At 59.4% G+C, this 23975-nt stretch carries 27 protein-coding genes; 24 read left to right on the forward strand and 3 right to left on the reverse strand.

The features are described 5' to 3' along the window. Positions 1 to 235 precede the first annotated feature (235 nt). From rpsH to eccB, 18 genes are all read left to right on the forward strand, one after another. Positions 236 to 619, forward strand: coding sequence for a 30S ribosomal protein S8 (gene rpsH / locus B2696_RS11160; protein WP_075729133.1), 384 nt, complete (start codon positions 236 to 238; stop codon positions 617 to 619). A gap of 14 nt (positions 620 to 633) precedes the next feature. Next, on the forward strand, positions 634 to 1170 hold the full coding sequence (gene rplF / locus B2696_RS11165) for a 50S ribosomal protein L6 (protein ID WP_075729134.1): 537 nt from the start codon (positions 634 to 636) through the stop codon (positions 1168 to 1170). Between the two features lie 3 nt (positions 1171 to 1173). Further along, positions 1174 to 1575, forward strand: a complete 402-nt coding sequence (gene rplR / locus B2696_RS11170; protein ID WP_075729135.1) for a 50S ribosomal protein L18 — start codon at positions 1174 to 1176, stop codon at positions 1573 to 1575. Positions 1576 to 1615: 40 nt separating this feature from the next. Beyond that, positions 1616 to 2239 (forward strand): 30S ribosomal protein S5, encoded by a 624-nt coding sequence (gene rpsE, locus B2696_RS11175; protein WP_075729136.1) that lies wholly within the window; start codon positions 1616 to 1618, stop codon positions 2237 to 2239. 2 nt (positions 2240 to 2241) lie between these two features. After that, entirely contained in the window at positions 2242 to 2427 is a 186-nt protein-coding gene (gene rpmD / locus B2696_RS11180) for a 50S ribosomal protein L30 (RefSeq protein WP_035106576.1), read from the forward strand. Between the two features lie 3 nt (positions 2428 to 2430). Further along, positions 2431 to 2880, forward strand: a complete 450-nt coding sequence (rplO, locus tag B2696_RS11185; protein ID WP_286955454.1) for a 50S ribosomal protein L15 — start codon at positions 2431 to 2433, stop codon at positions 2878 to 2880. 279 nt (positions 2881 to 3159) lie between these two features. Further along, the gene (gene secY / locus B2696_RS11190) at positions 3160 to 4485 is read left to right on the forward strand and encodes a preprotein translocase subunit SecY (protein WP_286955455.1); all 1326 of its coding nucleotides are present in this window, start codon (positions 3160 to 3162) and stop codon (positions 4483 to 4485) included. Beyond that, a complete protein-coding gene (locus tag B2696_RS11195; protein WP_286955456.1) occupies positions 4485 to 5030 on the forward strand; it encodes an adenylate kinase in 546 nt (181 codons plus the stop codon). The genes secY and B2696_RS11195 overlap by 1 nt, the downstream gene beginning before the upstream one ends. A gap of 2 nt (positions 5031 to 5032) precedes the next feature. After that, the gene (map, locus tag B2696_RS11200; protein WP_286955457.1) at positions 5033 to 5824 is read left to right on the forward strand and encodes a type I methionyl aminopeptidase; all 792 of its coding nucleotides are present in this window, start codon (positions 5033 to 5035) and stop codon (positions 5822 to 5824) included. A gap of 108 nt (positions 5825 to 5932) precedes the next feature. Then, on the forward strand, positions 5933 to 6760 hold the full coding sequence (locus B2696_RS11205) for a L,D-transpeptidase (protein WP_286955458.1): 828 nt from the start codon (positions 5933 to 5935) through the stop codon (positions 6758 to 6760). A gap of 207 nt (positions 6761 to 6967) precedes the next feature. Next, on the forward strand, positions 6968 to 7186 hold the full coding sequence (gene infA / locus B2696_RS11210; RefSeq protein WP_003854422.1) for a translation initiation factor IF-1: 219 nt from the start codon (positions 6968 to 6970) through the stop codon (positions 7184 to 7186). A gap of 183 nt (positions 7187 to 7369) precedes the next feature. Continuing rightward, complete coding sequence (gene rpsM / locus B2696_RS11215) at positions 7370 to 7738, forward strand: 30S ribosomal protein S13 (protein ID WP_075729142.1); 369 nt, start codon at positions 7370 to 7372, stop codon at positions 7736 to 7738. A 3-nt stretch (positions 7739 to 7741) separates the two neighbouring features. Beyond that, complete coding sequence (rpsK, locus tag B2696_RS11220) at positions 7742 to 8146, forward strand: 30S ribosomal protein S11 (RefSeq protein ID WP_286955474.1); 405 nt, start codon at positions 7742 to 7744, stop codon at positions 8144 to 8146. A gap of 21 nt (positions 8147 to 8167) precedes the next feature. Continuing rightward, positions 8168 to 8773: a 30S ribosomal protein S4 gene (gene rpsD / locus B2696_RS11225; RefSeq protein WP_075729144.1), complete on the forward strand. Its 606-nt coding sequence runs from the start codon at positions 8168 to 8170 to the stop codon at positions 8771 to 8773. A 130-nt stretch (positions 8774 to 8903) separates the two neighbouring features. Continuing rightward, positions 8904 to 9914, forward strand: a complete 1011-nt coding sequence (locus B2696_RS11230; protein WP_075729145.1) for a DNA-directed RNA polymerase subunit alpha — start codon at positions 8904 to 8906, stop codon at positions 9912 to 9914. 73 nt (positions 9915 to 9987) lie between these two features. Further along, complete coding sequence (gene rplQ / locus B2696_RS11235) at positions 9988 to 10482, forward strand: 50S ribosomal protein L17 (protein WP_286955476.1); 495 nt, start codon at positions 9988 to 9990, stop codon at positions 10480 to 10482. Positions 10483 to 10636: 154 nt separating this feature from the next. After that, positions 10637 to 11533, forward strand: a complete 897-nt coding sequence (truA, locus tag B2696_RS11240) for a tRNA pseudouridine(38-40) synthase TruA (RefSeq protein ID WP_286955477.1) — start codon at positions 10637 to 10639, stop codon at positions 11531 to 11533. Between the two features lie 123 nt (positions 11534 to 11656). After that, a complete protein-coding gene (gene eccB, locus B2696_RS11245) occupies positions 11657 to 12928 on the forward strand; it encodes a type VII secretion protein EccB (RefSeq protein ID WP_286955479.1) in 1272 nt (423 codons plus the stop codon). 44 nt (positions 12929 to 12972) lie between these two features. Here the strand turns inward: eccB and B2696_RS11250 are convergent, their stop codons facing one another. After that, complete coding sequence (locus B2696_RS11250; RefSeq protein ID WP_286955481.1) at positions 12973 to 13998, reverse strand: S8 family serine peptidase; 1026 nt, start codon at positions 13996 to 13998, stop codon at positions 12973 to 12975. A 185-nt stretch (positions 13999 to 14183) separates the two neighbouring features. Then, positions 14184 to 15800, reverse strand: coding sequence for a type VII secretion integral membrane protein EccD (gene eccD, locus B2696_RS11255; RefSeq protein ID WP_349679255.1), 1617 nt, complete (start codon positions 15798 to 15800; stop codon positions 14184 to 14186). On the opposite strand from eccD, the gene eccCa reads away from it, so the two are divergent. The 6 genes from eccCa to rpsI all read left to right on the forward strand — a co-directional run bounded on the left by eccCa (position 15799) and on the right by rpsI (position 22715). Then, complete coding sequence (gene eccCa, locus B2696_RS11260; RefSeq protein WP_286955485.1) at positions 15799 to 19446, forward strand: type VII secretion protein EccCa; 3648 nt, start codon at positions 15799 to 15801, stop codon at positions 19444 to 19446. The genes eccD and eccCa overlap by 2 nt on opposite strands. A gap of 16 nt (positions 19447 to 19462) precedes the next feature. Continuing rightward, entirely contained in the window at positions 19463 to 20581 is a 1119-nt protein-coding gene (locus B2696_RS11265; protein WP_286955487.1) for a type VII secretion-associated protein, read from the forward strand. A gap of 161 nt (positions 20582 to 20742) precedes the next feature. Further along, entirely contained in the window at positions 20743 to 21060 is a 318-nt protein-coding gene (locus tag B2696_RS11270; protein WP_075729151.1) for a WXG100 family type VII secretion target, read from the forward strand. Between the two features lie 130 nt (positions 21061 to 21190). Then, positions 21191 to 21478 (forward strand): WXG100 family type VII secretion target, encoded by a 288-nt coding sequence (locus B2696_RS11275; protein WP_075729152.1) that lies wholly within the window; start codon positions 21191 to 21193, stop codon positions 21476 to 21478. 260 nt (positions 21479 to 21738) lie between these two features. Then, positions 21739 to 22182: a 50S ribosomal protein L13 gene (gene rplM / locus B2696_RS11280; protein ID WP_075729153.1), complete on the forward strand. Its 444-nt coding sequence runs from the start codon at positions 21739 to 21741 to the stop codon at positions 22180 to 22182. Continuing rightward, positions 22182 to 22715 carry a 30S ribosomal protein S9 gene (rpsI, locus tag B2696_RS11285; protein ID WP_075729154.1) on the forward strand — a complete coding sequence of 178 codons (534 nt, stop codon included), beginning with the start codon at positions 22182 to 22184 and terminating at the stop codon, positions 22713 to 22715. The genes rplM and rpsI overlap by 1 nt, the downstream gene beginning before the upstream one ends. A gap of 178 nt (positions 22716 to 22893) precedes the next feature. On the opposite strand, the gene fepB is transcribed toward rpsI, so the two are convergent. Then, a complete protein-coding gene (gene fepB / locus B2696_RS11290; protein WP_286955491.1) occupies positions 22894 to 23964 on the reverse strand; it encodes a Fe2+-enterobactin ABC transporter substrate-binding protein in 1071 nt (356 codons plus the stop codon). Positions 23965 to 23975 lie beyond the last annotated feature (11 nt).

Below are 23975 nucleotides of genomic sequence, written 5' to 3' on the forward strand. Positions count from 1 at the left end.
GGCTGCTTAAAGCCTTGCTCTGACTCAAGAATTTACATCATCAACTTTGTTGTAGGCCCCTCGCCGCATGTAGCGGACCGTTGTCTGTATCAAAGGGTGGCGAGCGCCTCGTGGTATTGACCGCGGGGAGCGTGAGTAGCCCGAAATCACACGGAAAACGCTTAGGTGAGAGCGCGCGCTCATGGCGTCGCGTTGTGTGGGAACCGCAGCAAGAAAGGTATACGGTCACCTAACCATGACCATGACTGATCCTATCGCCGACATGTTGTCGCGCGTGCGCAACGCAAACCATGCGCACCACGACACCGTGTCGATGCCGACCTCCAAGATCAAGGTGAACATCGCCGAGATCCTGAAGCAGGAAGGCTACATTGCGAACTACTCTGTCGAGGGCCACAACCTGGTTCTCGAGCTCAAGTACAACAACCGTGAGCGTTCGTTGTCGGGTCTTCGCCGCGTTTCGAAGCCGGGCCTGCGTGTGTACACCAAGTCGACCGAACTGCCCAAGGTCCTCGGCGGCCTGGGCGTGGCTATCATTTCCACGTCCCAGGGACTGCTGACCGACCGTCAGGCTCAGGAGAAGGGCGTAGGCGGAGAAGTTCTCGCCTACGTCTGGTAAGGGAGGATTGACACATGTCACGTATCGGTCTAGCACCAATCGCCGTACCATCCGGCGTCGAAATCAAGATCAATGGCTCCGAGGTCGAGGTCAAGGGTTCCAAGGGAACTCAAACCGTCGTGCTTCCTGAGCCGATCACCGCAGCAGTCGAGGACGGCGAAATCAAGGTCGCCCGCCCCGACGAGAACCGCAAGAACCGCGCTCTGCACGGTCTTTCTCGCTCGCTGATCAACAATGCTGTTGTTGGCGTCTCTGAGGGCTACACCATCAAGATGGAAATCTTCGGTGTTGGTTACCGCGTTCAGCTCAAGGGCAAGAACCTCGAGTTCGCTCTGGGTTACTCCCACCCGGTCCTCATTGAGGCTCCGGAAGGAATCACCTTCGCTGTCGACGGAGCAACCAAGCTCTCCGTTTCTGGTATCAACAAGCAGCAAGTCGGACAGATCGCCGCTAACATCCGTCGTCTGCGTAAGGATGATCCTTACAAGGGCAAGGGCATTCGTTACGATGGCGAGCAGATCCGTCGCAAGGTCGGAAAGACGGGTAAGTAAGCAATGGCTAACACTGAAAACACTAAGCGCACCCCAATCGGCAAGGACATCTCGTCCCGTCGTCGCGAAGCACGCGCCCGCCGTCACTTCCGCATCCGCAAGACGCTGCGCGGCACCCCAGAGGCACCGCGTCTGGTCATGCACCGTACCTCGCGCCACGTCCACGTACAGGTCATCGACGACTTGGCAGGCCACACCCTGGTCTCCGCTTCGTCCATGGAAGCTGACGTGCGCGCCATCGAGGGCGACAAGAAGGCCAAGGCCGCCAAGGTAGGTGCTCTCATCGCAGAGCGCGCCAAGGCAGCTGGCATCGAGAAGGTCGTCTTCGACCGCGCAGGCTACAAGTACCACGGCCGTGTTGCCGCACTGGCAGAGGCCGCACGCGAAGGTGGTCTGAAGTTCTAATGATCATCGCAAACGGAAACATCAACGGAAGGAACGCCTAATGTCGGACCGTGAACAGCGTGACGGCGGACGCTCCGCCGATAACAAGAGCGGCGGAAACAACCGTCGCAACGATCGTCGTAACGATCGCCGCAACCAGGACAACGAGCGCGATAAGTACATCGAGCGCGTAGTCACCATCAACCGCGTCTCCAAGACCGTCAAGGGTGGACGCAACATGTCCTTCACCGCCCTCGTGGTCGTCGGTGACGGTCAGGGAATGGTCGGCGTCGGCTACGGCAAGGCCAAAGAGGTCCCGGCCGCAATCCAGAAGGGCGCAGAAGAGGCTCGCAAGAACTTCTTCCGCGTGCCGATGATTGCTGGCACCATTACCCACCCCGTAGAGGGTCGCGACGCAGCTGGCATCGTCATGATGAAGCCGGCCGCTCCTGGTACTGGTGTTATCGCCGGTGGCGCTGCCCGCCCCGTGCTTGAGTGCGCAGGCGTGCAGGACATCCTGTCGAAGTCCCTCGGCTCCGACAACGCTCTCAACGTCGTCCGCGCTACCGTGGACGGCCTCAAGCAGCTGGTTCGCCCCGAAGAGGTTGCCGCTCGTCGTGGCAAGACCGTCGAAGAGGTTACCCCGGCCCGTATGCTGCGCAAGCGCGCAGGTCAGGAGGCATAACAATGGCTCTGAAGATTACTCAGGTTAAGGGCCTTGTGGGCACCAAGCCGAATCACCGCGCCAACATCGAGGCCCTCGGCCTCAAGCGTATCGGACAGTCTGTTATCAAGCAGGACACCCCGATCGTGCGCGGAATGGTTCAGAAGGTGCGTCACCTGGTCACAGTCGAAGAAGTGGCAGGGGAGTAAACCATGGCTGATATCATCAAGCTGCACGACCTGCGCCCAACCGCAGGTGCAAACACGCCGAAGACCCGCGTTGGCCGCGGTGAGGCATCCAAGGGTAAGACCGCTGGCCGCGGTACCAAGGGCACCGGAGCTCGCAAGACGGTCTCGGCCGCTTTCGAGGGTGGCCAGATGCCGATCCACATGCGTCTGCCCAAGCTCAAGGGCTTCAAGAACCCCAACCATGTTGAGTACCAGGTAGTCAACGTGGCCGACTTGGCTGAGAAGTTCACCGCTGGCGGAGACGTCACGGTGGCCGATCTCGTCGCCGCCGGTTTGGTTCGCAAGAACCAGCCGGTCAAGGTCTTGGGCAACGGCGACATCAGCGTCAAGCTGAATGTCACCGCTGACAAGTTCTCCAAGTCCGCTGTTGAGAAGATCGAGGCTGCCGGTGGTTCCATCACCGCAACCAAGTAGTTCTCTCTAGCACTGCTTTAAGTGCCCGCACTCACCTTTATAGGCGAGTGCGGGCACTTTTGTTATGCTAAACACCCTGTGCTTTGTGGACACAGTTGCCAAGACTGGTAGGGTAATAGGGTCATAAGTGTTCAACCGTCCCTGAGAGAATTCTAAGCGTCGCCTAAACGTCGGCGTCGCGGCTTCTCACTGGGCAGATGAGTTCCACCTTCGCGTGCTTGAGTGGTACCCGGAAAAGCCGGGGGAGCTGGCCGCGCGAAAGGCCAGGAGGATTTTGTAGTGTCCGCCATTTTGCAGGCTTTTAAGGACGCCGATCTGCGTAAGAAGATCATCTTCACCATCGTGATGATTATCGCCTATCGCATCGGCGCGCAGATCCCGTCCCCAGGTGTCGATTACGCCTCTATCGCGGGACGTCTGCGCACGCTGACTGAGGAGTCTGGCAACCTTTACTCCGTCATCAACCTCTTCTCCGGCGGAGCGTTGCTGCAGCTGTCTATCTTCGCCATCGGCATCATGCCGTACATTACGGCCTCGATCATCGTGCAGCTGCTGACGGTAGTCATCCCGCACTTCGAGCAGCTGAAGAAAGAGGGGCAGTCCGGTCAAGCCAAGATGACGCAGTACACGCGTTATCTCACTCTGGCTCTGGCCATCCTGCAGTCCTCGGGCATCGTTGCCCTGGCTGACCGCGAGCAGCTGCTGGGTCAAGGCGTGGCCGTCTTGGCTGAGGACCGTAACTTCTTTACGCTTATCAGCCTGGTCATCACCATGACCGCCGGCGCCATCTTGGTTATGTGGATGGGTGAGCTCATCACTGAAAAGGGCATCGGTAACGGTATGTCCCTGCTCATCTTCGCCGGTATCGCAACGCGTCTTCCTACCGATGGCGTATCAATCCTCAAGAACAACGGCGGCTTGGTTCTTGCGATGATTATCGTGGGCCTCATCGTCTTGGTCATTGGCATCACTTTCATCGAGCAGGGCCAGCGCCGCATTCCGGTGCAGTACGCCAAGCGCATGGTGGGTCGCCGTCAGTACGGTGGTTCTTCCACCTACCTACCTTTGAAGGTCAACCAGGCCGGCGTTATTCCCGTTATCTTCGCATCTTCCTTGGTCTACATGCCGGTCCTCATCACGCAGATCGTTACCTCCGGTTCTGCAGCCACCCCGGATAACTGGTGGCAACGCAATATCATTGCGCACCTGCAGTCGCCCTCCTCGTGGCAGTACATCGTGGTCTACTTTGTGCTCACCATCTTCTTCTCCTACTTCTACGTCTCCGTGCAGTATGACCCCGCCGAGCAGGCCGACAATATGAAGAAGTATGGTGGATTTATCCCGGGTATCCGTCCGGGTCGGCCCACCGCGGAGTACCTCGGGTTCGTTATGAACCGTTTGCTCTTCGTTGGATCCCTTTACCTCGCCATCATCGCAATCCTGCCGAATATCCTCTTGGATCTGGGCGTGGGAAATGGTTCCGCGGGCGGTGCGTCCGCTTTCGGTGGTACGGCTATCCTCATTATGGTTTCCGTCGCCTTGACAACGGTCAAGCAGATAGAATCCCAGCTTTTGCAATCTAACTACGAAGGACTTCTCAAGTAATGCGTTACGTACTCCTCGGCCCTCCCGGCGCCGGAAAAGGCACTCAGGCTGCTATCCTCAGCGAAAAGCTGGGCGTGCCGCACATCTCCACCGGTGATCTCTTCCGCGCCAACATTGGTGAGGGAACTCCGCTAGGCGTTGAGGCTAAGTCTTACATCGATGCTGGAAAGCTCGTCCCCACCGACGTCACGGCCCGCATGGTCGAGGACCGTCTTTCCCAAGCGGACGCGCAGCAGGGCTTCCTGTTGGACGGCTTCCCCCGCACGGTAGAGCAGGCAGACATCCTGGAAAAGCTCTTGGCAGACAAGGGCTTGAAGCTTGACGGTGTCATTAATTTTGAGGTCTCAGAAGACGTCGTCGTCGAGCGCATGCTCGCCCGCGGTCGCGCGGACGACAATGAAGAAACCATTCGCACCCGTCTCGGTGTCTACCGTGACGAGACCTTCCCGCTCATCCAGCACTACGGCGACAAGATCATCTCCGTCAAGGCTGAGGGCACCGTGCAAGACATCAACGCCCGCACCCTGCAGGCTATCGGAAAGTAGTTATGGCTTTTCATCGTCGCACCAAGAAGATCATCGCGCGCACCCCAGGGGAGCTCGACGCCATGCAGGCGGCGGGAGAGATCGTTGGCGCGGCGCTGAAAGCAGTCCGCGCGGCTGCAGCACCAGGCGTCACCACCTTGGAGCTAGACCAGGTAGCTGAAGACACCATCCGTCAAGCCGGTGCCTATCCCACCTTCAAGGGCTATGAGGGCTTCCCGGCCTCAATCTGCGCCTCGGTCAACGAGGTTATCGTGCACGGGATTCCTACGGTGGACGTTGTTCTCTGCGACGGCGATCTCGTCTCTATCGACTGCGGCGCCACGCTAGACGGCTGGGTGGGGGACAGCGCCTGGTCCTTTGGCGTAGGTGAGCTCACCCCAGAAGCAAACGCCCTTAATGATGCAACCGAGTGGGTCCTCCACGAAGGCATGAAGGCCATGATTCCTGACAACCGCTTGACGGATGTTTCTGCCGCTCTGGAGCAGGCCACCTACCGCGCTGAGGAGAAGTTCGGCGTGAATCTATATATCGTCGATGGATATGGCGGGCACGGCATCGGGCACGAGATGCACGAGGAGCCTTACTTGTCCAATGAAGGCAAGGCTGGACGTGGCCCGCTTATCCAAGAAGGTTCCGTCTTAGCCATCGAACCAATGCTCACTTTGGGTACCGAGGACAACGCCGTTCTCGAGGATGACTGGACGGTAGTCACGCTTGACGGTTCCTTAGCCTCGCACTGGGAGCACACGGTTGCTGCCACCGCGCATGGTCCGCGGATTCTCACGCGCCGCTAGATCTGCTCTTATTTGGCAGTGGTCGTGCGGGTTTCTCCCCGCATCAGGGGGGTAGCACATCGCCGCGGCGAGTAGTACCTGGGGCTGCTGGGGGCTATACTTCCTGGCATGTCACAATCTCCCCGCCGCAAAGCTACGCCATTTCTGCGCCGCGTTTTCGTAGCTCCCGTCACCGCCGGCGCACTTGCGCTCACGGCTTTGTTGGGAGCTCCCGCAGCCAGCGCCCAGCAACTGCCCAGCATCGAAGAGGTGCAATCCCAGGCTGATCAGCTCTCTGCTGAGGCCCGTCAGCAGCTTGATAACTTCGTGGGGCAGACCCGCGAAGGGGCATGGAATACCCGCAATCAGATCCTGCAACAACTGGAAACCATCAATCCCCAGGCTGCTGCGGCTATCCGTCCCGCGGTAGACGCCGCTGTGGATGCCGTGTTCCCGGGCCTCATTGAGCAGAAGAACGCTGAAGCTCGTGCCGCGCGTGAGGCTGCGGATCGCGCCCACGCGGAGGAGATTGCTCGCCAGGAGGCTGAGGCCGGCGCTGCCTCCGAGCGTGCGGAGGCAGAGCGTGCTGCCAACCAGTTTGATCGCGGGAGCTGCCCGCTCGACGCAAAGGTCTGTGTTGACCTCGATGGCAAGCGTTCCTGGTTGCAGGGCCCCAATGGTGAGGTGACTTACGTTGCTTCCGCTATTTCCTCCGGCATGGCCGGTGAGGAGACCCCGCGTGGAACCTTCTACATCAACCGCAAGGTCAAGGATGAGATTTCCCGCGAGTTCAACAACGCCCCGATGCCTTACTCGATGTACTTCACCAACAGCGGACACGCCTTCCACGAGGGCTCGCCCGCCTATGAGTCCAATGGCTGCATCCACCTGCCGCACAATGATGCGGTTCGTTTCTGGAATGATGTTCCAGTCGGATCAAAGGTAGTTATCTACTAGTCGCTCCGCTTGTTTGTTGCCCACTTCTCGGTCGTCGTTGACTGCGAAGTGGGCATTTGTTTTATCGCGTTTGGAAAACCCTGCAGCAACGCGTAAGCTAAGACGCTGGTGTAGGCGTGTCTCTAATATGAGTTCGCTGACACCTCGCAGTAGATATCCAAATGCAGGCGGCAACCCACTTGTTCGTCGCCTAGAAAAGTAGAGGTTATGGCTAAGGAAGGCGCAATTGAGGTCGAGGGTCGCATCGTTGAACCCTTGCCAAACGCAATGTTCCGTGTCGAGCTCGATAACGGCCACAAAGTCTTGGCCCATATCTCGGGCAAGATGCGTCAGCACTACATCCGCATCCTCCCAGAGGATCGCGTCGTTGTGGAGCTGTCGCCTTATGACCTAACCCGCGGACGCATCGTCTACCGCTACAAGTAAACACTGTAAGCCTCCTTACCTAGGGCGCGAGATTCTGCGTCTTTTTTACCTCAGGCCACGGTGGCCTGAGCCTACTCCTATTAAAAGTGGCCCACTGATCCGGCACGGACCGGAAACGAAGTGCTGCATGGGGTGGGACGGATGGGGAGAAAACCACCGTAAAAAACCGAAAGGACACGCCATATGGCACGTCTAGCTGGTGTAGACCTCCCACGCAACAAGCGCATGGAAGTTGCTCTCACCTACATCTACGGCATCGGGCCCACCCGTGCCAAGGAATTGCTGGAAAAGACTGGCATTTCTCCTGACCTGCGCACCGACAACCTTGATGATGATCAGGTATCGGCGCTGCGTGACGTTATTGAGTCCACCTGGAAGGTCGAGGGTGACCTCCGCCGCCAGGTACAGGCTGATATCCGTCGCAAGATTGAAATTGGCTGCTACCAGGGCATCCGCCACCGTCGTGGCCTGCCCGTTCACGGTCAGCGCACCAAGACCAACGCTCGTACGCGTAAGGGTCCGAAGAAGACGATCGCAGGAAAGAAGAAGTAGTTAATGCCTCCAAAGACTCGTTCCGGCGCGCGTCGCACTGGGCGCCGCGCCGTCAAGAAGAATGTGGCCGCAGGCCACGCATACATCAAGTCCACCTTCAACAACACCATCGTTTCCATCACGGATCCTTCCGGTGCTGTTATTTCTTGGGCATCCTCCGGCCACGTCGGTTTCAAGGGTTCCCGTAAGTCCACTCCTTTCGCCGCACAGATGGCTGCTGAGAGCGCCGCTCGTAAGGCAATGGATCACGGCATGAAGAAGGTTGACGTATTCGTCAAGGGTCCGGGCTCCGGCCGCGAGACCGCCATCCGTTCCCTGCAGGCTGCAGGCCTCGAGGTTTCCTCGATCACGGATGCCACCCCCCAGCCGCACAACGGCTGCCGTCCGACCAAGCGCCGCAAGGTTTAAGGGAAAGGAAGAGGTAAGAAAATGGCTCGTTATACTGGCCCCGCTACCCGCGTATCCCGCCGTCTTCGCGTCGATCTAGTCGGCGGCGACATGGCATTCGAGCGCCGCCCGTACCCACCGGGGCAGGCTGGCCGCAACCGCATCAAGGAATCTGAGTACTTGCTGCAGCTGCAGGAAAAGCAGAAGGCTAAGTACACCTACGGTGTGCTGGAGCGTCAGTTCCGCCGCTACTACGCCGAGGCTAACCGCCGCCCGGGCAAGACCGGTGACAACCTGGTTGTTTTGCTGGAGTCCCGTCTGGACAACGTGGTTTACCGCGCTGGTCTGGCCAACACCCGCCGTCAGGCGCGTCAGCTGGTCAGCCACGGTCACTTCACCGTGAACGGCAAGAACATCAACGTTCCTTCCTTCCAGGTCACCCAGTACGACATCATCGATGTCCGTGACCGCTCCAAGAAGATGGAATGGTTCGAAGACGCTCAGGATCGTCTGGTTGACGCCAACGTTCCCGCTTGGCTTCAGGTCGTTCCTGACACCCTGCGCATCCTCGTGCACCAGCTGCCCGAGCGCGCTCAGATCGATGTTCCGCTGCAGGAGCAGCTCATCGTCGAGCTTTACTCGAAGTAAGCATTCGGTGTTGTGCGCGGCACTCTGGCCGCGTTCATCGCACCGTCGGCTTCTTCACAGTCTTCATTACAGGCTTCATCTTTCACCCTCTACCGACGTCAAATAGCGGTCGTCGACAAGGAGATTATTAATGCTCATTTCCCAGCGTCCCCAGCTCACCGAGGAGTTCATCGATTCCTCCCGCTCGAAGTTCGTCATCGAACCCCTCGAGCCGGGATTCGGCTACACCCTCGGCAACTCTCTTCGCCGTACCCTGCTGTCATCCATCCCGGGTGCTGCGGTTACTTCGATCAAGATTGATGGCGTTCTCCATGAGTTCACCACCATCAGCGGCGTCAAGGAAGACGTCACTGAGATCATCTTGAACATCAAGGGTTTGGTTCTGTCCTCCGACTCGGATGAGCCGGTGGTCATGTACCTGAGCAAGGAAGGGCCTGGCGAGGTCACTGCGGGCGACATCCAGCCTCCGGCTGGCGTGGAGATCCACAACCCGGATCTGCACATCGCTTCCCTCAATGACACCGCCAAGCTTGACGTAGAACTCGTCGTCGAGCGTGGCCGTGGCTACGTTCCCGCCGCGTCTACTTCTGGTGACATCGGACGTATTCCGATCGACCAGATTTACTCGCCGGTTCTCAAGGTCTCTTACAAGGTCGAAGCTACTCGTGTTGAGCAGCGCACCGACTTTGACAAGCTGATCATTGATGTTGAGACCAAGAACTCTATTTCCGCACGTGACGCCCTGGCTTCAGCCGGCGGCACCTTGGTGGAGCTCTTCGGCTTGGCACGCGAGTTGAACACGGCTGCTGAAGGTATCGAGATTGGTCCGTCCCCGCAGGAGACGGAGTACATCGCGGCCTACAGCATGCCCATTGAGGATCTGAACTTCTCCGTTCGCTCTTATAACTGCCTGAAGCGTCAGGAGATCCACACCGTCGGTGAGCTCGCAGAGTGCACCGAGTCGGACTTGTTGGACATCCGCAACTTCGGTCAGAAGTCGATCAATGAGGTAAAGATCAAGCTGGCTAACCTGGGCCTGGCCCTCAAGGACACCCCTGAGGACTTCGACCCAACTCAGCTCGAAGGCTACGACGCAGAAACTGGAGACTTCAAGGATCCAGCTGCGGAGGATTCCGAGTAAAGAATCATCCTGAACTGCGACGGGCTTAAAGCCCGCCGCGCGCTCAATTTTTACCGCACACGAGGAGTACATCATGCCAACCCCTAAGAAGGGTGCCCGTCTCGGAGGCTCCGCAGCTCAGCAGGCTCATCTGTTGAGCAACCTGGCTGCCAGCCTTTTCGAGTACAAGGCAATCAAGACCACCGACGCAAAGGCGAAGTTGCTTCGTCCTTACGCCGAGAAAATCATCACCAAGGCCAAGTCCGGCACCATCAGTGACCGCCGCCAGGTGCTCAAGCTCATCCCGCACAAGGATGTTGTTGCGCACCTGTTCGACGAGCTCGGCCCTAAGTTCGAGAACCGCGAGGGCGGCTACACCCGCATCGTCAAGCTCGACAACCGCACCGGCGACAACGCCCCCATGTCCCAGGTTTCCCTCGTCCTCGACGAGACTGTGACTGCAGAGGCTGACCGCGCCACCCGCGCCGCCGCTTCCAAGGCCGCTGAGGCTGAGGAAGAGGCTGCAGAGGACACCGCAGCAGAGTCCACCGAGGCAGAGGTCGCCGAGACCCCAGCCGAGGAGAAGTAGTTTTCCCTGCGGATTCTCAATCTGAATCACGCCCTAGGCCGCACTTCCTTATCAGTCTTCTCGTTCCCGCAAGGGAATCGGGAGGGCAGGTAGAGGGGAGTGCGGTCTAGGGTTTTTCTATACCTCAGCGGCTTTGGGGTAGCATCGACATGCCATGAACGAAGCCCCCTCTACTGTCCCCAGCGCAGCCGCCGGATCGGCTCTGTGCCGCTTGCGCCTTGACCTCGCCTACGATGGAACGGATTTTCACGGTTGGGCGCGGCAAAAGGGCGGCATTCGTTCGGTTCAGCAAACACTTGAGGAGATCTTGCACCTAGTTTTGCGCGAGCCCATCGAGTTAGTGGTTGCAGGACGCACCGATGCCGGCGTGCACGCGCGCGGACAAGTTGCGCACTTCGATGTTCCGCTCAGCGCGCTCGAACAGCGCTCCATCGCCGGGGATCCCTCCACCTTGGTCCCGCGCCTGGCCAAGCTCTTGCCGCCCGACGTGCGCGTCCATCGCGCTCAGTTTGCACCCGCCGGCTTCGATGCGCGTTTCTCTGCTTTGCGACGTCGTTATATCTACCGCGTGACCACCCACCCCAGGGGAGCACTGTGCACTCGCGCCCGCGATACAGCGGTGTGGACAAAGCCGATTGATCTCCGCCTCGTGCAGGAGGCTGCGGATGTCCTCGTCGGTTTCCATGACTTCGCAGCCTTTTGTAAGGCCAAGCCGCACGCAACGACTATTCGCACCCTGGAGTCCTTCGACTGGCGCGATGTCTCTACACCTGATGAGCCGCAGCTTTTTGAGGCCAGCGTCGTAGCCGATGCCTTCTGCTGGTCGATGGTGCGCTCGTTGGTAGGTTGCTGTCTACGGGTGGGGCAGGGGGCGCGAGACGTCGATTTTGCGGCGGCCTTGTTGTCCAAGAGCGAGCGCAGCTCCCAAGTCCCCGTCGCCCCCGCCAATGGGCTGAGCCTAGTAGGCGTGGATTATCCGGCAGGGGAAGATGAGCTTGTGGCCCGTTCGGAGTTGACCCGCGGCCGGCGCAGCGCCTCCGAGCTGGGTTAGTCACTTCTCGAGTGGCGCCGCCATTCAAGCTGCGCTAACCTGTGGCTCACTTGGTCTTCTTCGCAAGGGGTGCGAAGAGGCCGCAATAGCCGCAGTACATGGGGGTAAAACGTGGCGCGTCCATTGCCAACTACAAAGGCACAAGTATCGGGTCACCGGTTCCTTCTGCGCCGCATCGAGCACGGGCTCGTTTTAGGCGATATCCGCATGCTCCACGATCCGCTTGCGTCTCGACAACGCGCGCTCGTCTGCGCGTTAGTAGTTGTGGCACTGCTCGCCTTAGGATCGGGGCTTTTGGCGTGGCTGCAGCCTAATCCCCGCCCAGGGGATGCCCCCGTGGTCGAGTCAAAGCGCGGGCAGCTCTTCGTCCTCGTGGGAGAAACCTATCACCCTGTGGCTAATCTGTCCTCGGCGCGCATCATCAGCGGAGAGCCAGTCTCCGCGCGCAGTATAGGGGAGGAGTACCTCACTCAGGCGCGCCTGGGGTCTCCGGTTGGAATCGAAGACGCGCCCGGTTTCCTCGCTGCTTACTCCCCGCACAAGCAGCGGGATTGGGCGGCGTGTTTCGCAGGAGCCGGCGAGGAAGCAACGCCTTCGCTGACCACCATTGATTCCACGCCCGTGCGTGAGGGAGAAGTCATCGTTGTGGCGGATGCTGGGCCCGAGTCGTTGTCACTTACTCAGGGGGCGCTGGCGGAGTTCGAGGGAAAGCAATGGCTGCTCAGTGCTCAAGGCAGAGTAGCCATTCCTGAGCAGTCCAGTGTCCAAGGCCGAGTTCTGCGCCGTGCATTAGGCATCGCGGAGAGCACTTTTGTGTGGCACCTTCCACCGGAGCTGCTCAATGCCTTTGCCGAGTTAGAACCGTGGAGTTTTCCGGCCCACCCGCCCGAGATCTGGGATACCGGTGCCGGGTTGTGGATGAGCAACGAGGAAGGCGTAAGCAGACTAACGGAAGCTCAAGCTGAAATGCTGTTGGGGACGGGTGCACGGCGGCGCGACGTTGCTGAAAGCGACGTCGCCAAGCAGCACGACACCGAGCTGGCCTTCAATCTTCCAGAATCACCGCTGGAAATGGTCACGGGCGAACAGGGCTGGCTATGTGCCTCCCCCGGCGCGGGAGCGGCGCTCCTGCTCCCCAGGGAGGGCACCATCGAGCTCTCAGGTGAAGGAATCGCTGATAGATTTGGTGGGCTCAGCGCGGGCGGAATCGGCGTAGACAGCGGCCACGGGTACCACGTCGTGGCGCCGACAGGACTGCGCCATGAGGTCGAGTCTCCCGAGACCCTGGCGATGTTGGGAACGCAGGTAGCCGCACAGGTTCCTTGGGAGATTCTGCGGCTTCTACCTGCCGGATCGCAGCTTAGCCGTGAGACGGCCCTGCGAGTGTCTTACTAGGTCTTTAAACATAGGGCTTGGCGTATAGGGGCGGTCGTGGCGCGTCAGGAACGTGCCGCGCGGCGCCACCCCAGCCACGCCAAGCTCATTGTCAGAAGTCCTAGCGCGGTCAGAACCATAAGGCCCATGCGTGCCGGAACCGGCGTTGGCGTGGCTGCGGCGTGTGTGAGCACTTTCTCCCGAGCCGGCACCGTGTACTCCGCAGGTACTTGGGTCAGGGCCGCGAGGGGATCGATGAAACCATGGGATGGCCTCGCAGCCTGATAGATGCGCGCACGCAGTTGCGCCGGGGATTCCTCCGGGTAGCGCTGAGCTAGCAAAGCTACTGTTGCCGCGACTACTGGGGCGGCGAAGGAGGTTCCGTGGAACTCCATGTCCTGGCCATTATCCCTTTTTGCGGTGGCCCAGCCTCCGGCGGGATTGAGCACGAGCGGTGGATGCCCATCCGCGCTCAGTGCCACTTCGCCGGAGCGGATCGAGTACTCGGCGAGCGTATGCGCATCCTGCGTGGCTCCGACCGCAAGCACGGTATTTCCGTGCGCCGGGTAGACAGTATCACCATGCGCGCAGCCTCCGGAGGAGGCATTTCCGGAAGCGGCGACTACGACGGCACCTGCTTCCTCGGCTGCGAGGAGCGCGGAGTCCAAGTCGGTGGTGTCGAGTCTCTCCGCGTGATCCGCAGGAAGACAAGACACCACAGAGATGTTGATGACTCGCGCCTGCGCCGCAACCGCATCCATGATCGCGGCTGCAAGTGTGTCTAGGTTTCCAGACATTGCAGCAAGCGCACCTCCTGCGGAATCACCGCCTTCTGCTGGAGGCGCCGGCGCGAAGTGGCGATAGTGAGTACTGGTCTGCCTTATTGAATAGAGCTCCGCATGGGGTGCGATGCCGATGTCGTGGCCCGCAATGATTCCGGAAACGACGGTGCCGTGCATATCGCAGTCAAGCCACGGTTCGGGCTCTTCAGGGGCTATAAAGTCTGCTCCGGGATGTACGGTTGCCAATTGCTCGTGGGGGCTGACACCGGTGTCAATAACCGCGACCTTGATGCCGGCTCCGGTAGCCAAAGAATGCAGCCTAGCTCGGTAATGGCTTTGCTCCTGTGTGAGCCGCGGGCCGGCGGCGGAAGGGACTCCCGTGGCGCAGGGCGAGCTTGGCTCGAGGGAGAATGCGCTCGGAGAGAATACAGATACGCTCATCGCGCTTGTAGCAATTGCGCACAAGGTCGCACTACAGCGGCGGTTCATCCGCATCAGCCCAGACCCCGAATCAGGGAGAAGACTCCCGCCAGATGTAAAGCTAAGGGAAGACTGGCCGCGATGGCTAAAGACTCCGCCCGTTCTAACCACACGACGGCCGTTGGCTCTAGAGCTGCGAAGCGGGAAGCAAAGACGGCGGCAGTAACCATGACGGTTATCGTCACAACCGCGACGGCGCTCATCACCCATAGTCCTGCGTCCGGGGTAGGAAAATCGAGTCTAAACCACGCCGCCGCAGCGCACAGGCAGGAACTCATTGCTGCGGTAGCCGCGATGATCATCTGCGGCCAAATAGCGCGCGGGTGTCCTTGACGGGAGGCATGCAAAGTCACGGACACCGCCACCGTGATGCACAGAGCTTGCGCGAATCCCGCGCCGAGACTATCACTGCCCAGCAGGGCACCTGCAGCAGTTCCCGGTTCACCGGCTCCCGTCACGGCCAGAAGTAGCAGCGCAGGAACAATTCCACAGGTCAGTCCCGTGAGTATTCCCGAGTAGATTTCCTGAGCACGCCGCGCCTTTTCTTCCACATGGAGGTCGATGGCATCGGAGACAGCGAGGTCCTGGCCTGCCGTAGGAATGCGAGGTGGCTGCAAGCCAGCCAAGCGTGCAGTGAGGCTAGGAGTTACGACGAGGAATACCAACATGAAGCAAATACCCAGTGCACACGCTGCGATTACGGGAGCACCCGCAAAGGCGCTTGAGGGCCCGGGAAGAAACAGACCTGCGGCCGCTACAACGTACAGCCCGCACCATGTACTTAACAGGGAGGTAGCATAAACAGTCCCTAGCCCCGCGAGGCGGCACAGTCCCAGAGCACACCCGGCAGCCAGCACGGCGGATAGGAGTGTCAGCGCCAAATCCAAGGGCGCTACAGAGCCACCTCCGCCGGCGAAGAGCCCGCCCGATAATGCGAGCATCCCGATACTGACATAGGCCAGCAGATTCATTCTGGTCCACAGCGCCAGCAGAAAACTCGCTGCGCCGACTCCTGCTGCGGCAATCACAGGGTGGAAGGCCGCAGCTAGACCAGCAGTTGCGAGCAAGCCCCCTAGAATCCACAGGGCAGCGAAGGCACCGGAGTTTTCGGCACCCGCGCGGGCCTCTAAGGCTTCCGCGGCGTCCCTGATAACTGGAGGGGGAGTGGCACATGCGGGTCCTAAAACCACGATTGCCCCATCCGGCAGTTCGACGGCCCCAATGGGCGCAGTCATGTCGATGTTCCTACCTCCCGCACTGGTGGCCTGCCACGACCTTAAGTGTGACGGTGCTGCTACCAAGGCCAGAAGTTCCCCCAAAACCTCCCCCAGACTCGACGATCGAGGGAGAGAAACATCAGCCTCTTTCTCGAAATCCTTGTGGGAAAAACGCACAGTTAGGCGCACTTTTTCCGCGATCGATGTATCCATGAAAACTATCCCCCGATTGTGTTCTTGAGCTGTTTTCCCCTTGCCCAATGACCCACATTGTGGCTTACTTGTGGCGACGTGTCCACCGCAGCGCTGGGTTTTGATGTCTTTGGCAGGGGGCCAAGCACTTTCCGCGCAGCGAGTTCGAATCGGGGGTTTGAAACCGCTAGGTGGGCTCGGGGGAAGCAAGGAGTTGCTCATGCTTGAGCTCGAAGATCCACACGTGGTTGATCCTCTATCGCGCACAACGAGGGACCCCGCGCCGCCTCTACCGAGTAGCCCGGTGGAGGCTGAGCCAGTTCCGGAGGCTCAACGCCCACAGCCGGTGGCGCTTATACGCTTGTTGATGCCACTTATCATGGTCGTGGCAATGGTCGGCATGGTTGCATTACTAGTGCTTAGCTCTGGTGAAGACAGACAGATTAGCCCTATGGCCTTGATGTTTCCAGTGATGATGCTTGCCAGCATGTTTATGATGTTTAATCCTCAAAGCAGTGGCGAGGACCCGAATGAAACGCGCCGGACTTATCTTCGCCACTTGAAAGCACTGCGGGAGAAAGCCCTGGACAATGCCGCAGCACAGCGTGCGCACGAGGAACACCGGCACCCTGCTACTAGTACGCTGCCGGCTCTCATTGGCACCCGCCGCATGTGGGAACGTGCCCCTGATGACGCGGACTCTCTCGAGGTACGCGTCGGCAGTGGTGAGACCGCTTTGGTCACCCCGATAAAGATCCCGGATTCGGGCGCGGCAGAAGACCTCGACCCAGTATGCGCAGTCAGCGTCAGGCAGACGGTGCGTGCCGTGAGCACGGTTACGCAGGTACCTGTGGTGCTTCAGCTGAGAGCGTTCCGTTTCATTTCGCTCACCGGCGCCCGCTCGCGCGACTTAGCCCGCGCCATGGTTTTGCAGCTGGTTACCTTTCACGGCCCAGAAACCCTCGGGATAGAGGCCATCGGGCCGGGATGGGAATGGCTCAAGTGGCTACCGCACACACGTGAGCCGGGTAGAGCACGCTTTCGGCTCATCCTAGTTGAGGACGCTGCCAGTGCGCACAGCTCAGGAATCCTCGATGATCCTGATCTAACAACCATCATCGGAGTGGATCCGCCAGTCGCCTCTGAGTTCTCTTTCCGCGCCGAAGACGAGGGGATCTGCCTCATTGCCGATGAGTCCCTATCTGTATCCACTGCGGCAGGAGTCGAAGATCTCGGCTGCGCGGAGGAGGCCTCGATGGGCCTGGCTCTGCTGGTGGCACGGGCAATGGCGCGGTTCCGGCGGCCCCTTTCGGCGACCCGTGAGCGCGGACGCCACGGAAATGACTTGCTGGGGCTACTTGGCTATGAGGCTAGTGAGGACATCCATCGAGGAGACATGTGGAGGGGCGTGCAAGGGCAATCTCGTCTCCGGGTGCCAATCGGCCTCGATGACGTTGGGCAGCCGGTCTACCTCGATCTTAAAGAATCAGCGCAGGGTGGGATGGGTCCCCATGGGCTGTGCGTCGGCGCGACGGGCAGTGGAAAAAGCGAACTGTTGCGCAGTCTTGTCGCGGCTCTAGCGGCTTCCCACAGCCCCGAAGAGCTGAACTTTGTACTCGTCGATTTCAAGGGCGGTGCCACCTTCTTGGGATGCGATGTCCTCCCGCACACTGCGGCCGTTATTACCAACCTAGAGAGCGAGGCGACGCTGGTAGAGCGCATGCAAGACGCCATTTCGGGGGAGATGAATAGGCGGCAGGAGTTTCTTCGTGCAGCAGGGAACTTTGCCAACGTCGGCGACTACAACGCCGCGCGAGGGGGAGCTGAGCCTATGCCAGCTCTCGTGATTGTTATCGACGAGTTCTCCGAGCTTTTGGGCCAGCACCCAGACTTCGCCGATCTCTTTGGAGCTGTGGGGCGCCTGGGGCGTTCGCTGCATATTCATCTCCTTCTCGCCTCCCAGAGGCTGGAAGAAGGAAGGCTACGCGGCTTGGAGTCACACCTCTCCTACCGCATTGGGCTGAGGACTTTCTCCGCCGCAGAGTCCCGGCAAGTACTGGGAGTTCCGGATGCCTATCATCTTCCTGCTCAACCAGGCATTGGGTATCTCAAATCTGACGCGGAAGAACTGACGCGGGTGCAAGCCTGTTATGTCTCAGGCCCCGTCACACGCCGAGCGCTCCCACAAGCTCCTTTAGCGCAACCCAAGGGGCTCGGGGTGGAGTTCTTCCATGCCTGGACGCAGTCGAATGCTGGCGAGTCACCACGAGTTGAGATCGACCACTCGACTACGGTCCTCGCGGCAGTCGTGTCGGCTGCACGAAGTGAAGCAGCCACTAAGACCTTGAATGCACACCGAATTTGGTTACCGCCCTTGCCGCATGTGGTTGAATTGTCCACTGCCGTTTCTCCGCTGCTTGCAACCGGATCGGTTCCAGCACTCAACGCAGTGGTCGGCATCATTGATCGTCCCTACTATCAGCGCCAAGATCCTCTACTGATTGATCTTTCCGGCGAAGGTGGTCACCTTGCCGTGTGTGGCGGGCCGCAATCGGGCAAGTCGACATTCCTCAATACCGTCGTCTCCGCGCTTTGTGCGCGGCATAGTCCTGAAGAGGTTCGCCTCTACGTTATCGACTGCGCGAACCGGCTCTCCACTCTTTCGCGCTTGCCGCAGGTCGCGGCGGTGGCCGGAAAAGGCGAGGCGGAGAAGACGCGGCGCATTGTAGACGAGGTTTCTGGTCTTATTCGGCGCCCTGAGGAACGGGAAACTTTCCTGGTGATAGACGGATGGCATCACTTCGGCACCGCCGGCGCGGACTTTGAGGATCTCGGCGAGGTGATTACCTCCATGGCTGCCGACGGTCCCTCCGCACGGGTTCACCTGGTCATCAGCACCGCACGTTGGACTGCGATGCGCCCCGCCATTCGAGATCTCATAGCCAACCGGGTGGAACTGCGACTTGCTGAAGCCATGGATTCTTTGATTGACCGCAAAGCTCAGCAGAAAATCCCCAAGATTCCAGGCCGTGGCATCACCAGTGCGGGTGAGCATATGCTCATAGCAAAAACCAGTAATCAGGACATTGCGCATGTTGCGCACCTGCACGCTAATGTCCCCGCAGTTCCTGCATTAAAGATGCTTCCTACACATTTGAGTGAGGCACCCGCGAGCGCGCTGGGCAGCATTGCATGGGGAATAGGCGGGCCCGATCTGGAAGCGATGGTCTGGGATCCCCAGTCCTGCGCGCACCTAGTCTGTGTTGGCTCTAGTGGCTCCGGCAAATCCACCTTCCTAGCCACGATTATGCAGGGACTAAGCGGCCTTGATCGTGCGGTGGCTCGCCTTGTTGTCATTGACGAGCGGCGCGCACATCTCGGTGATCTCGACCCAGAGATGGTCGCGGCATACGCTGCGACCTCGGAGTCCGCTCGTGAGGCAATAGCGGAGACAGTCCATACGCTAAAGACGCGCTTGCCCGGCCCAGATGTCACGCCCCAGCAGCTTATTGACCGCAGTTGGTGGGAGGGCCCGGATATCTATGTGGTGATCGATGACTTGGACTTAGTCAGTGAAGCCACGCTGAGCCCGCTCATCGAAGTACTAGCGCACGCGCGCGATGTCGGGCTGCACCTGGTGATTGCACGCAAGTCCGGAGGAATCGGACGTGCACTTTTCGGGGGCTTTCTCACCGCAGTACGTGATTTACAGCCAGCAGTCCTGCTGTTTAGCGCAGACCGCGACGAGGGCAGCATCTTCGGCATGAAGCCTTCGACCCAGATCCCCGGACGCGGGACCTGGTCCGTTCGCGGCGAAGTTCTCGGGCTTGTCCACGTCGCAGCTCCTCTTATGAAAGGAACAGCCTAATGAAAGGAACTACCTCATGAACGATGACTCCACTCAGCACTCCTCGTCTACGCCAACTCTCACAGCCGAGCATCCCAAGTCCGAGCACCTGAGCGTGACGGTGCTTGATTCCGCGACGATCTTTGAAGGCGGAGAAGTTGTCTACCGCTACGATCTGCCGGGCAGCGGGGTGGTTGAGGGGTGGGCGTTGAGTGAGACGATGGAGCAGATTGCGAAGTCTTGTGGGGCCGCATGGCCTGATGCCACGGTTGCTATTGGAGCTGATTCCTCCGGAACCTCTGTTTCTCATGAAGCGGTGGAGATCCTTTCCCGACAGTGCGCCGCAGCCGGGGCTCGAGTAAGCATCGAATCCGCGTTTCCGCAGCAGGACTCGACAGCCGAGCTACAGCCCCAGGAAGATCCCCGGCTGGTCGAGGCGGAAGGTCAGTCGAGGCAAGCTGAGAGTATTGAGCGAACGGGCCGTTCTAGCGCTAAGGGCATAGAGGCGCTGACGCGGCTATTGCGCCAGGTCGATATATTCCACGTGGCCATAGCCGCAGTAGTGCTCGGCGTTGTCGGGGTGTCGTGGTGGGTGATGGGGCTCAGATCCTCTGGGGAGGGCGCTGCAAAGGCCCCTGATGAGGGGGCGTTGATGGCAGGAGAGTCGGCAGTAGCAAGCCAAGTAGCGGAAGCTTTACCCTCTGATTCCTCGCTCGTGCCCGATGCTCCCATCGTGGAGGAGGCAGCTGCCGCGCCAGACCTTGAGTCTTTGCGCATCGAGGCGGAGGGGCTTTCGGTTGCTTTGCCAAGTGGTTTTCATATCAGCGTGGACCAGGGCCTTATCACTGCGGTAGGTGAGGATCCAGATCTGCGGGTCCTACTCGCGGCGGATCCGCTCTTTCAGGTGCCTCCCGAGGTGCTCTTTCAAGAGCTACGGGCGGAAATCGAGCGCGAGGATACCCTTGGAGATCCGCACGAAGATGGCGGCAGGCTGTCTTATAAAGAGTCTCCCGGCGATGATTCTCACGTTGCTTGGACCACGTGGACGGATCTTGGTCATCAGCTCTCGGTGGGATGCCATACCAAGGCAGAGCCCACGGTCGTGCAAAGGGCGACGTGCCGGATGGCCGCGGATTCCCTTCGCAAACTGGAGTAGCAACTCATAAAAGAATGTCAGTACCTGCAGAAGAAACGGCGAAAAACAGTTTGCGTGGACACGGGAACCGCTGAAGGGGGTGCGCAGTCCAATAGGAGTGAAAAAGCCGCGGGGCTTTTTCGGGGAATTACAACACAAGCCCAGGGAGGGTCCAGAAAGTTATGTCTCAGCTATTTAAAACCGAAGCCGATGTGATGGTGGCAACCGCCGGTCGCGTCGATTCCACCAATGATGAGGTACAGGGTGAACTCACTCGCCTGCAAGGCGTCGTTGACTCCGTCCGTGCGAGCTGGGCGGGCCAAGCGCAGGTCTCTTTTGATGGTTTGATGCAGCGCTACAACACCTCGGCGCAGCAACTGCGCGAGGCTTTGACCGCTATCTCTGAAAACATCCGGAGCAATGCCCATAACTTCGACACCATCGAGGCAGATAATGCCCAGGCATTCAGCCGAGTAGGTGGGCAGGGCCTCGCCCTGTAGTCGTGCCGCACACGGCACCCCTACAACGTTCACAGTAAAGAACACCGCAAACGCACAGCATCGAAGCATCACAGCACCGCCTGTACTGCCATAAGGGCCGTATCAGCACTTAAGAAAACAGGAGCACACAATGTCAGCAATCAAGTATGAGTTCGGAGCAATCTCTTCCGCTGCTGGAGACATCAACTCTACGTCGGGGCGCATCAATGGGCTGCTCGGGGATCTCAAGTCCTCGCTGCAGCCCATGGTGTCTACGTGGGAAGGTGACTCTGCGGCTGCCTACGCACAGGCGCAGGCCAAGTGGGATAAGGCTGCGGCGGAGCTCAATACCGTCCTTGCCACCATCTCGAGCACGGTCAGCCAAGGAAATGATGCCATGAGTGACGTCAACCGCCGCGCGGCTGCCAGCTGGGGATAAGGACAACTGGGGAATCTGCAACTAAGAAATAGGGAAGCGGGCACCCCGTATCACCGGTCAGCGGTGGTGCGGGGTGCTTTGTCGTTTTGGGATCTGCTGGATCTTTTACTAAAGTGAGTGCTCTATGTGTTTGCTCGATCCCGCACTCTTTTTGAATGCGGTCGAAGCGCTTGCTGCAGGTCTCCACCGGCCGCTGTAGTAAGACGGATGAGCATATAGCGTTGGCTGGCAGTCCCCAGACAGACTTTCAAGGAGTCATTTTGTCTACTTTCCACCCCAAGAGCGGTGACATCACCCGTAAGTGGTACGTCATCGACGCAACTGACGTGGTTCTGGGCAAGCTTGCTTCCACCGTGGCAGACATGCTGCGCGGCAAGCACAAGCCCCAGTACGCACCGAACGTTGACGGCGGCGATCACATCGTCATCATCAACGCCGAGAAGATTCACGTCTCCTCCAACAAGCGCGAACGCGAGATGCGCTACCGCCACTCCGGTTACCCGGGCGGCCTGAAGAGCATGACCCTGGGTCAGTCTTTGGATGCTAATCCGGCCCGCGTTATTGAAGAGGCAGTCACCGGCATGATGCCGCACAACAAGCTGTCCGCATCCTCCATCAAGAAGCTGCATGTCTTCATTGGTGAAGAGCACCCTTACGCCGGTCAGAAGCCGGAAACCTTCGAGCTGAAGCAGGTGGCACAGTAATGGCTGAGCAAAACATTGATAACAACGTAGCTGACGCTGCCGATATCGCCGCCGCAGCTGTTGCTGCCGAGGAGTTCACCAACACCATTGGTGATTCCGTCATCGAGGTCATCGAGGACGAAGAGGTTGTTACCCCGGCTATCCACGAGGGCCCCATCCAGACGGTTGGTCGTCGTAAGCGCGCCATCGCGCGTGTGCGCCTCGTTGCTGGCTCCGGTGAGATCACCGTTAACGGTCGCAGCCTGGAGACCTACTTTCCCAACAAGCTGCACCAGCAGGATATCCTGCTGCCGCTGACCTTGCTTGAGCGCGAGAACCAGTTCGACATGAAGGTCACCGTCACCGGCGGCGGCCCCACCGGACAGGCCGGCGCACTGCGCCTGGCTATCGCCCGTGCACTTAACGTCTACAACCCGGCTGATCGCCCGGCCCTGAAGAAGGCCGGCCTGCTCACCCGTGACGCCCGTGCCGTCGAGCGTAAGAAGGCTGGTCTGCACAAGGCACGTCGTGCCCCGCAGTACTCCAAGCGTTAATCTTCCTTCGCTTATACGCGCAACCCCGCCTCTGCGTAGCTTTCCTTTCCGGAGAGTTCCGCAGAGGCGGGGTTTTGTGTTCACTGCGCGCAGTGGCCAAAAACTTCAAGAAATTGGCCACTATTTACCGTGAACACTCCGTCTGAGTTTCTACTACGCGTTGTCGTGGTGGAAGGCGCTAGTTCTTGAACAGGGCTTCCACGTCATCGAGGACTTTCATGGCGGAGTAGTAGTCAATGCGGAATGCATAAGGTTGGAGATCGTGGACCGAGTCAGTGCTGATGGCGGGGTTGTCCTTGAGCTGTTCTTGTGTCTTGAGGAACTCTGTGGGCGAGTCCTTGCCATCGGCGTTGAGCGCGAAGATGGTCTTGCCGGTTAGCGCGGGGCCGAAGTTTTCCGCAGCGACGGAGACCACGTCGGAGCGTCCATCGAATTGCGGGTTTCCGCCGCCGTATTGTGCATCGGGGACTGCGATTTCCCAGCCCAAGTCGTGGAAGAGGCTTCCCTGGGCGGATTCCTTGGTCCAGACGTTGAGGGTGTTTCCATCTTGGCCCAAAGACACAATGTTCAACGGTTGCGCGGGAGCGGTGATGGACTTGGGGACCGCAGAAATTCGATCGTGGTAGGATGCGATGGCTTCATCGGCTTGCTTTTCATGCCCAATTGCGGTGCCAAGTTCTTCGAGCACCTCGCTCCACTGCTTATTGGAGTAGTCGACGACTATCACGGGAACCACGTCTGCTAGCTGGTCGTAGACGCTGGTAGCAGAATCCTGGCCAGAAGAAGACATGACCACTAGATCGGGGTTTTGGGCGAGGATGGCCTCGACGTCAGGTTGGCCTTCATATGAGACCTCAAGGCCTGCATCGTCGGCTTCCGGGGCCCATTGCTTGAAAAATCCTTTGTCATCAGCGATGGCGTTGCCCTTGGACTGAACTCCAGTGGAAGTGACAGGGGCATCAAGTGCGAGCAGGTTTCCCGTTAGGGTCACTGAGGTGGAGGCGATGTTGGTGGGCGCCTTTTCCAAGGTCACCTCGCTTTCCTCACCCGCACCATTGAGCGTGGTGACGGTGCGCGGCCACTGGCCTTCCTGGGAAGTGGCCTGTGCATCCGAAGCCTCGCTCGAGGCAGTGGAGTCAGTCCCGGCGGAATTCGTGGACTCACTCGAGCCGCATGCGGTGGCGCTCCAGGCCGCAGTCACTACCGCAGCAGTCAGCGCGAAGGCGCGGAACTTAAGGGGAATAGTCATCAAGACTCCTT

The organism is Corynebacterium sp. UBA4397, assembly GCF_002390965.1.
GTDB classification, from domain to species: domain Bacteria; phylum Actinomycetota; class Actinomycetes; order Mycobacteriales; family Mycobacteriaceae; genus Corynebacterium; species Corynebacterium flavescens.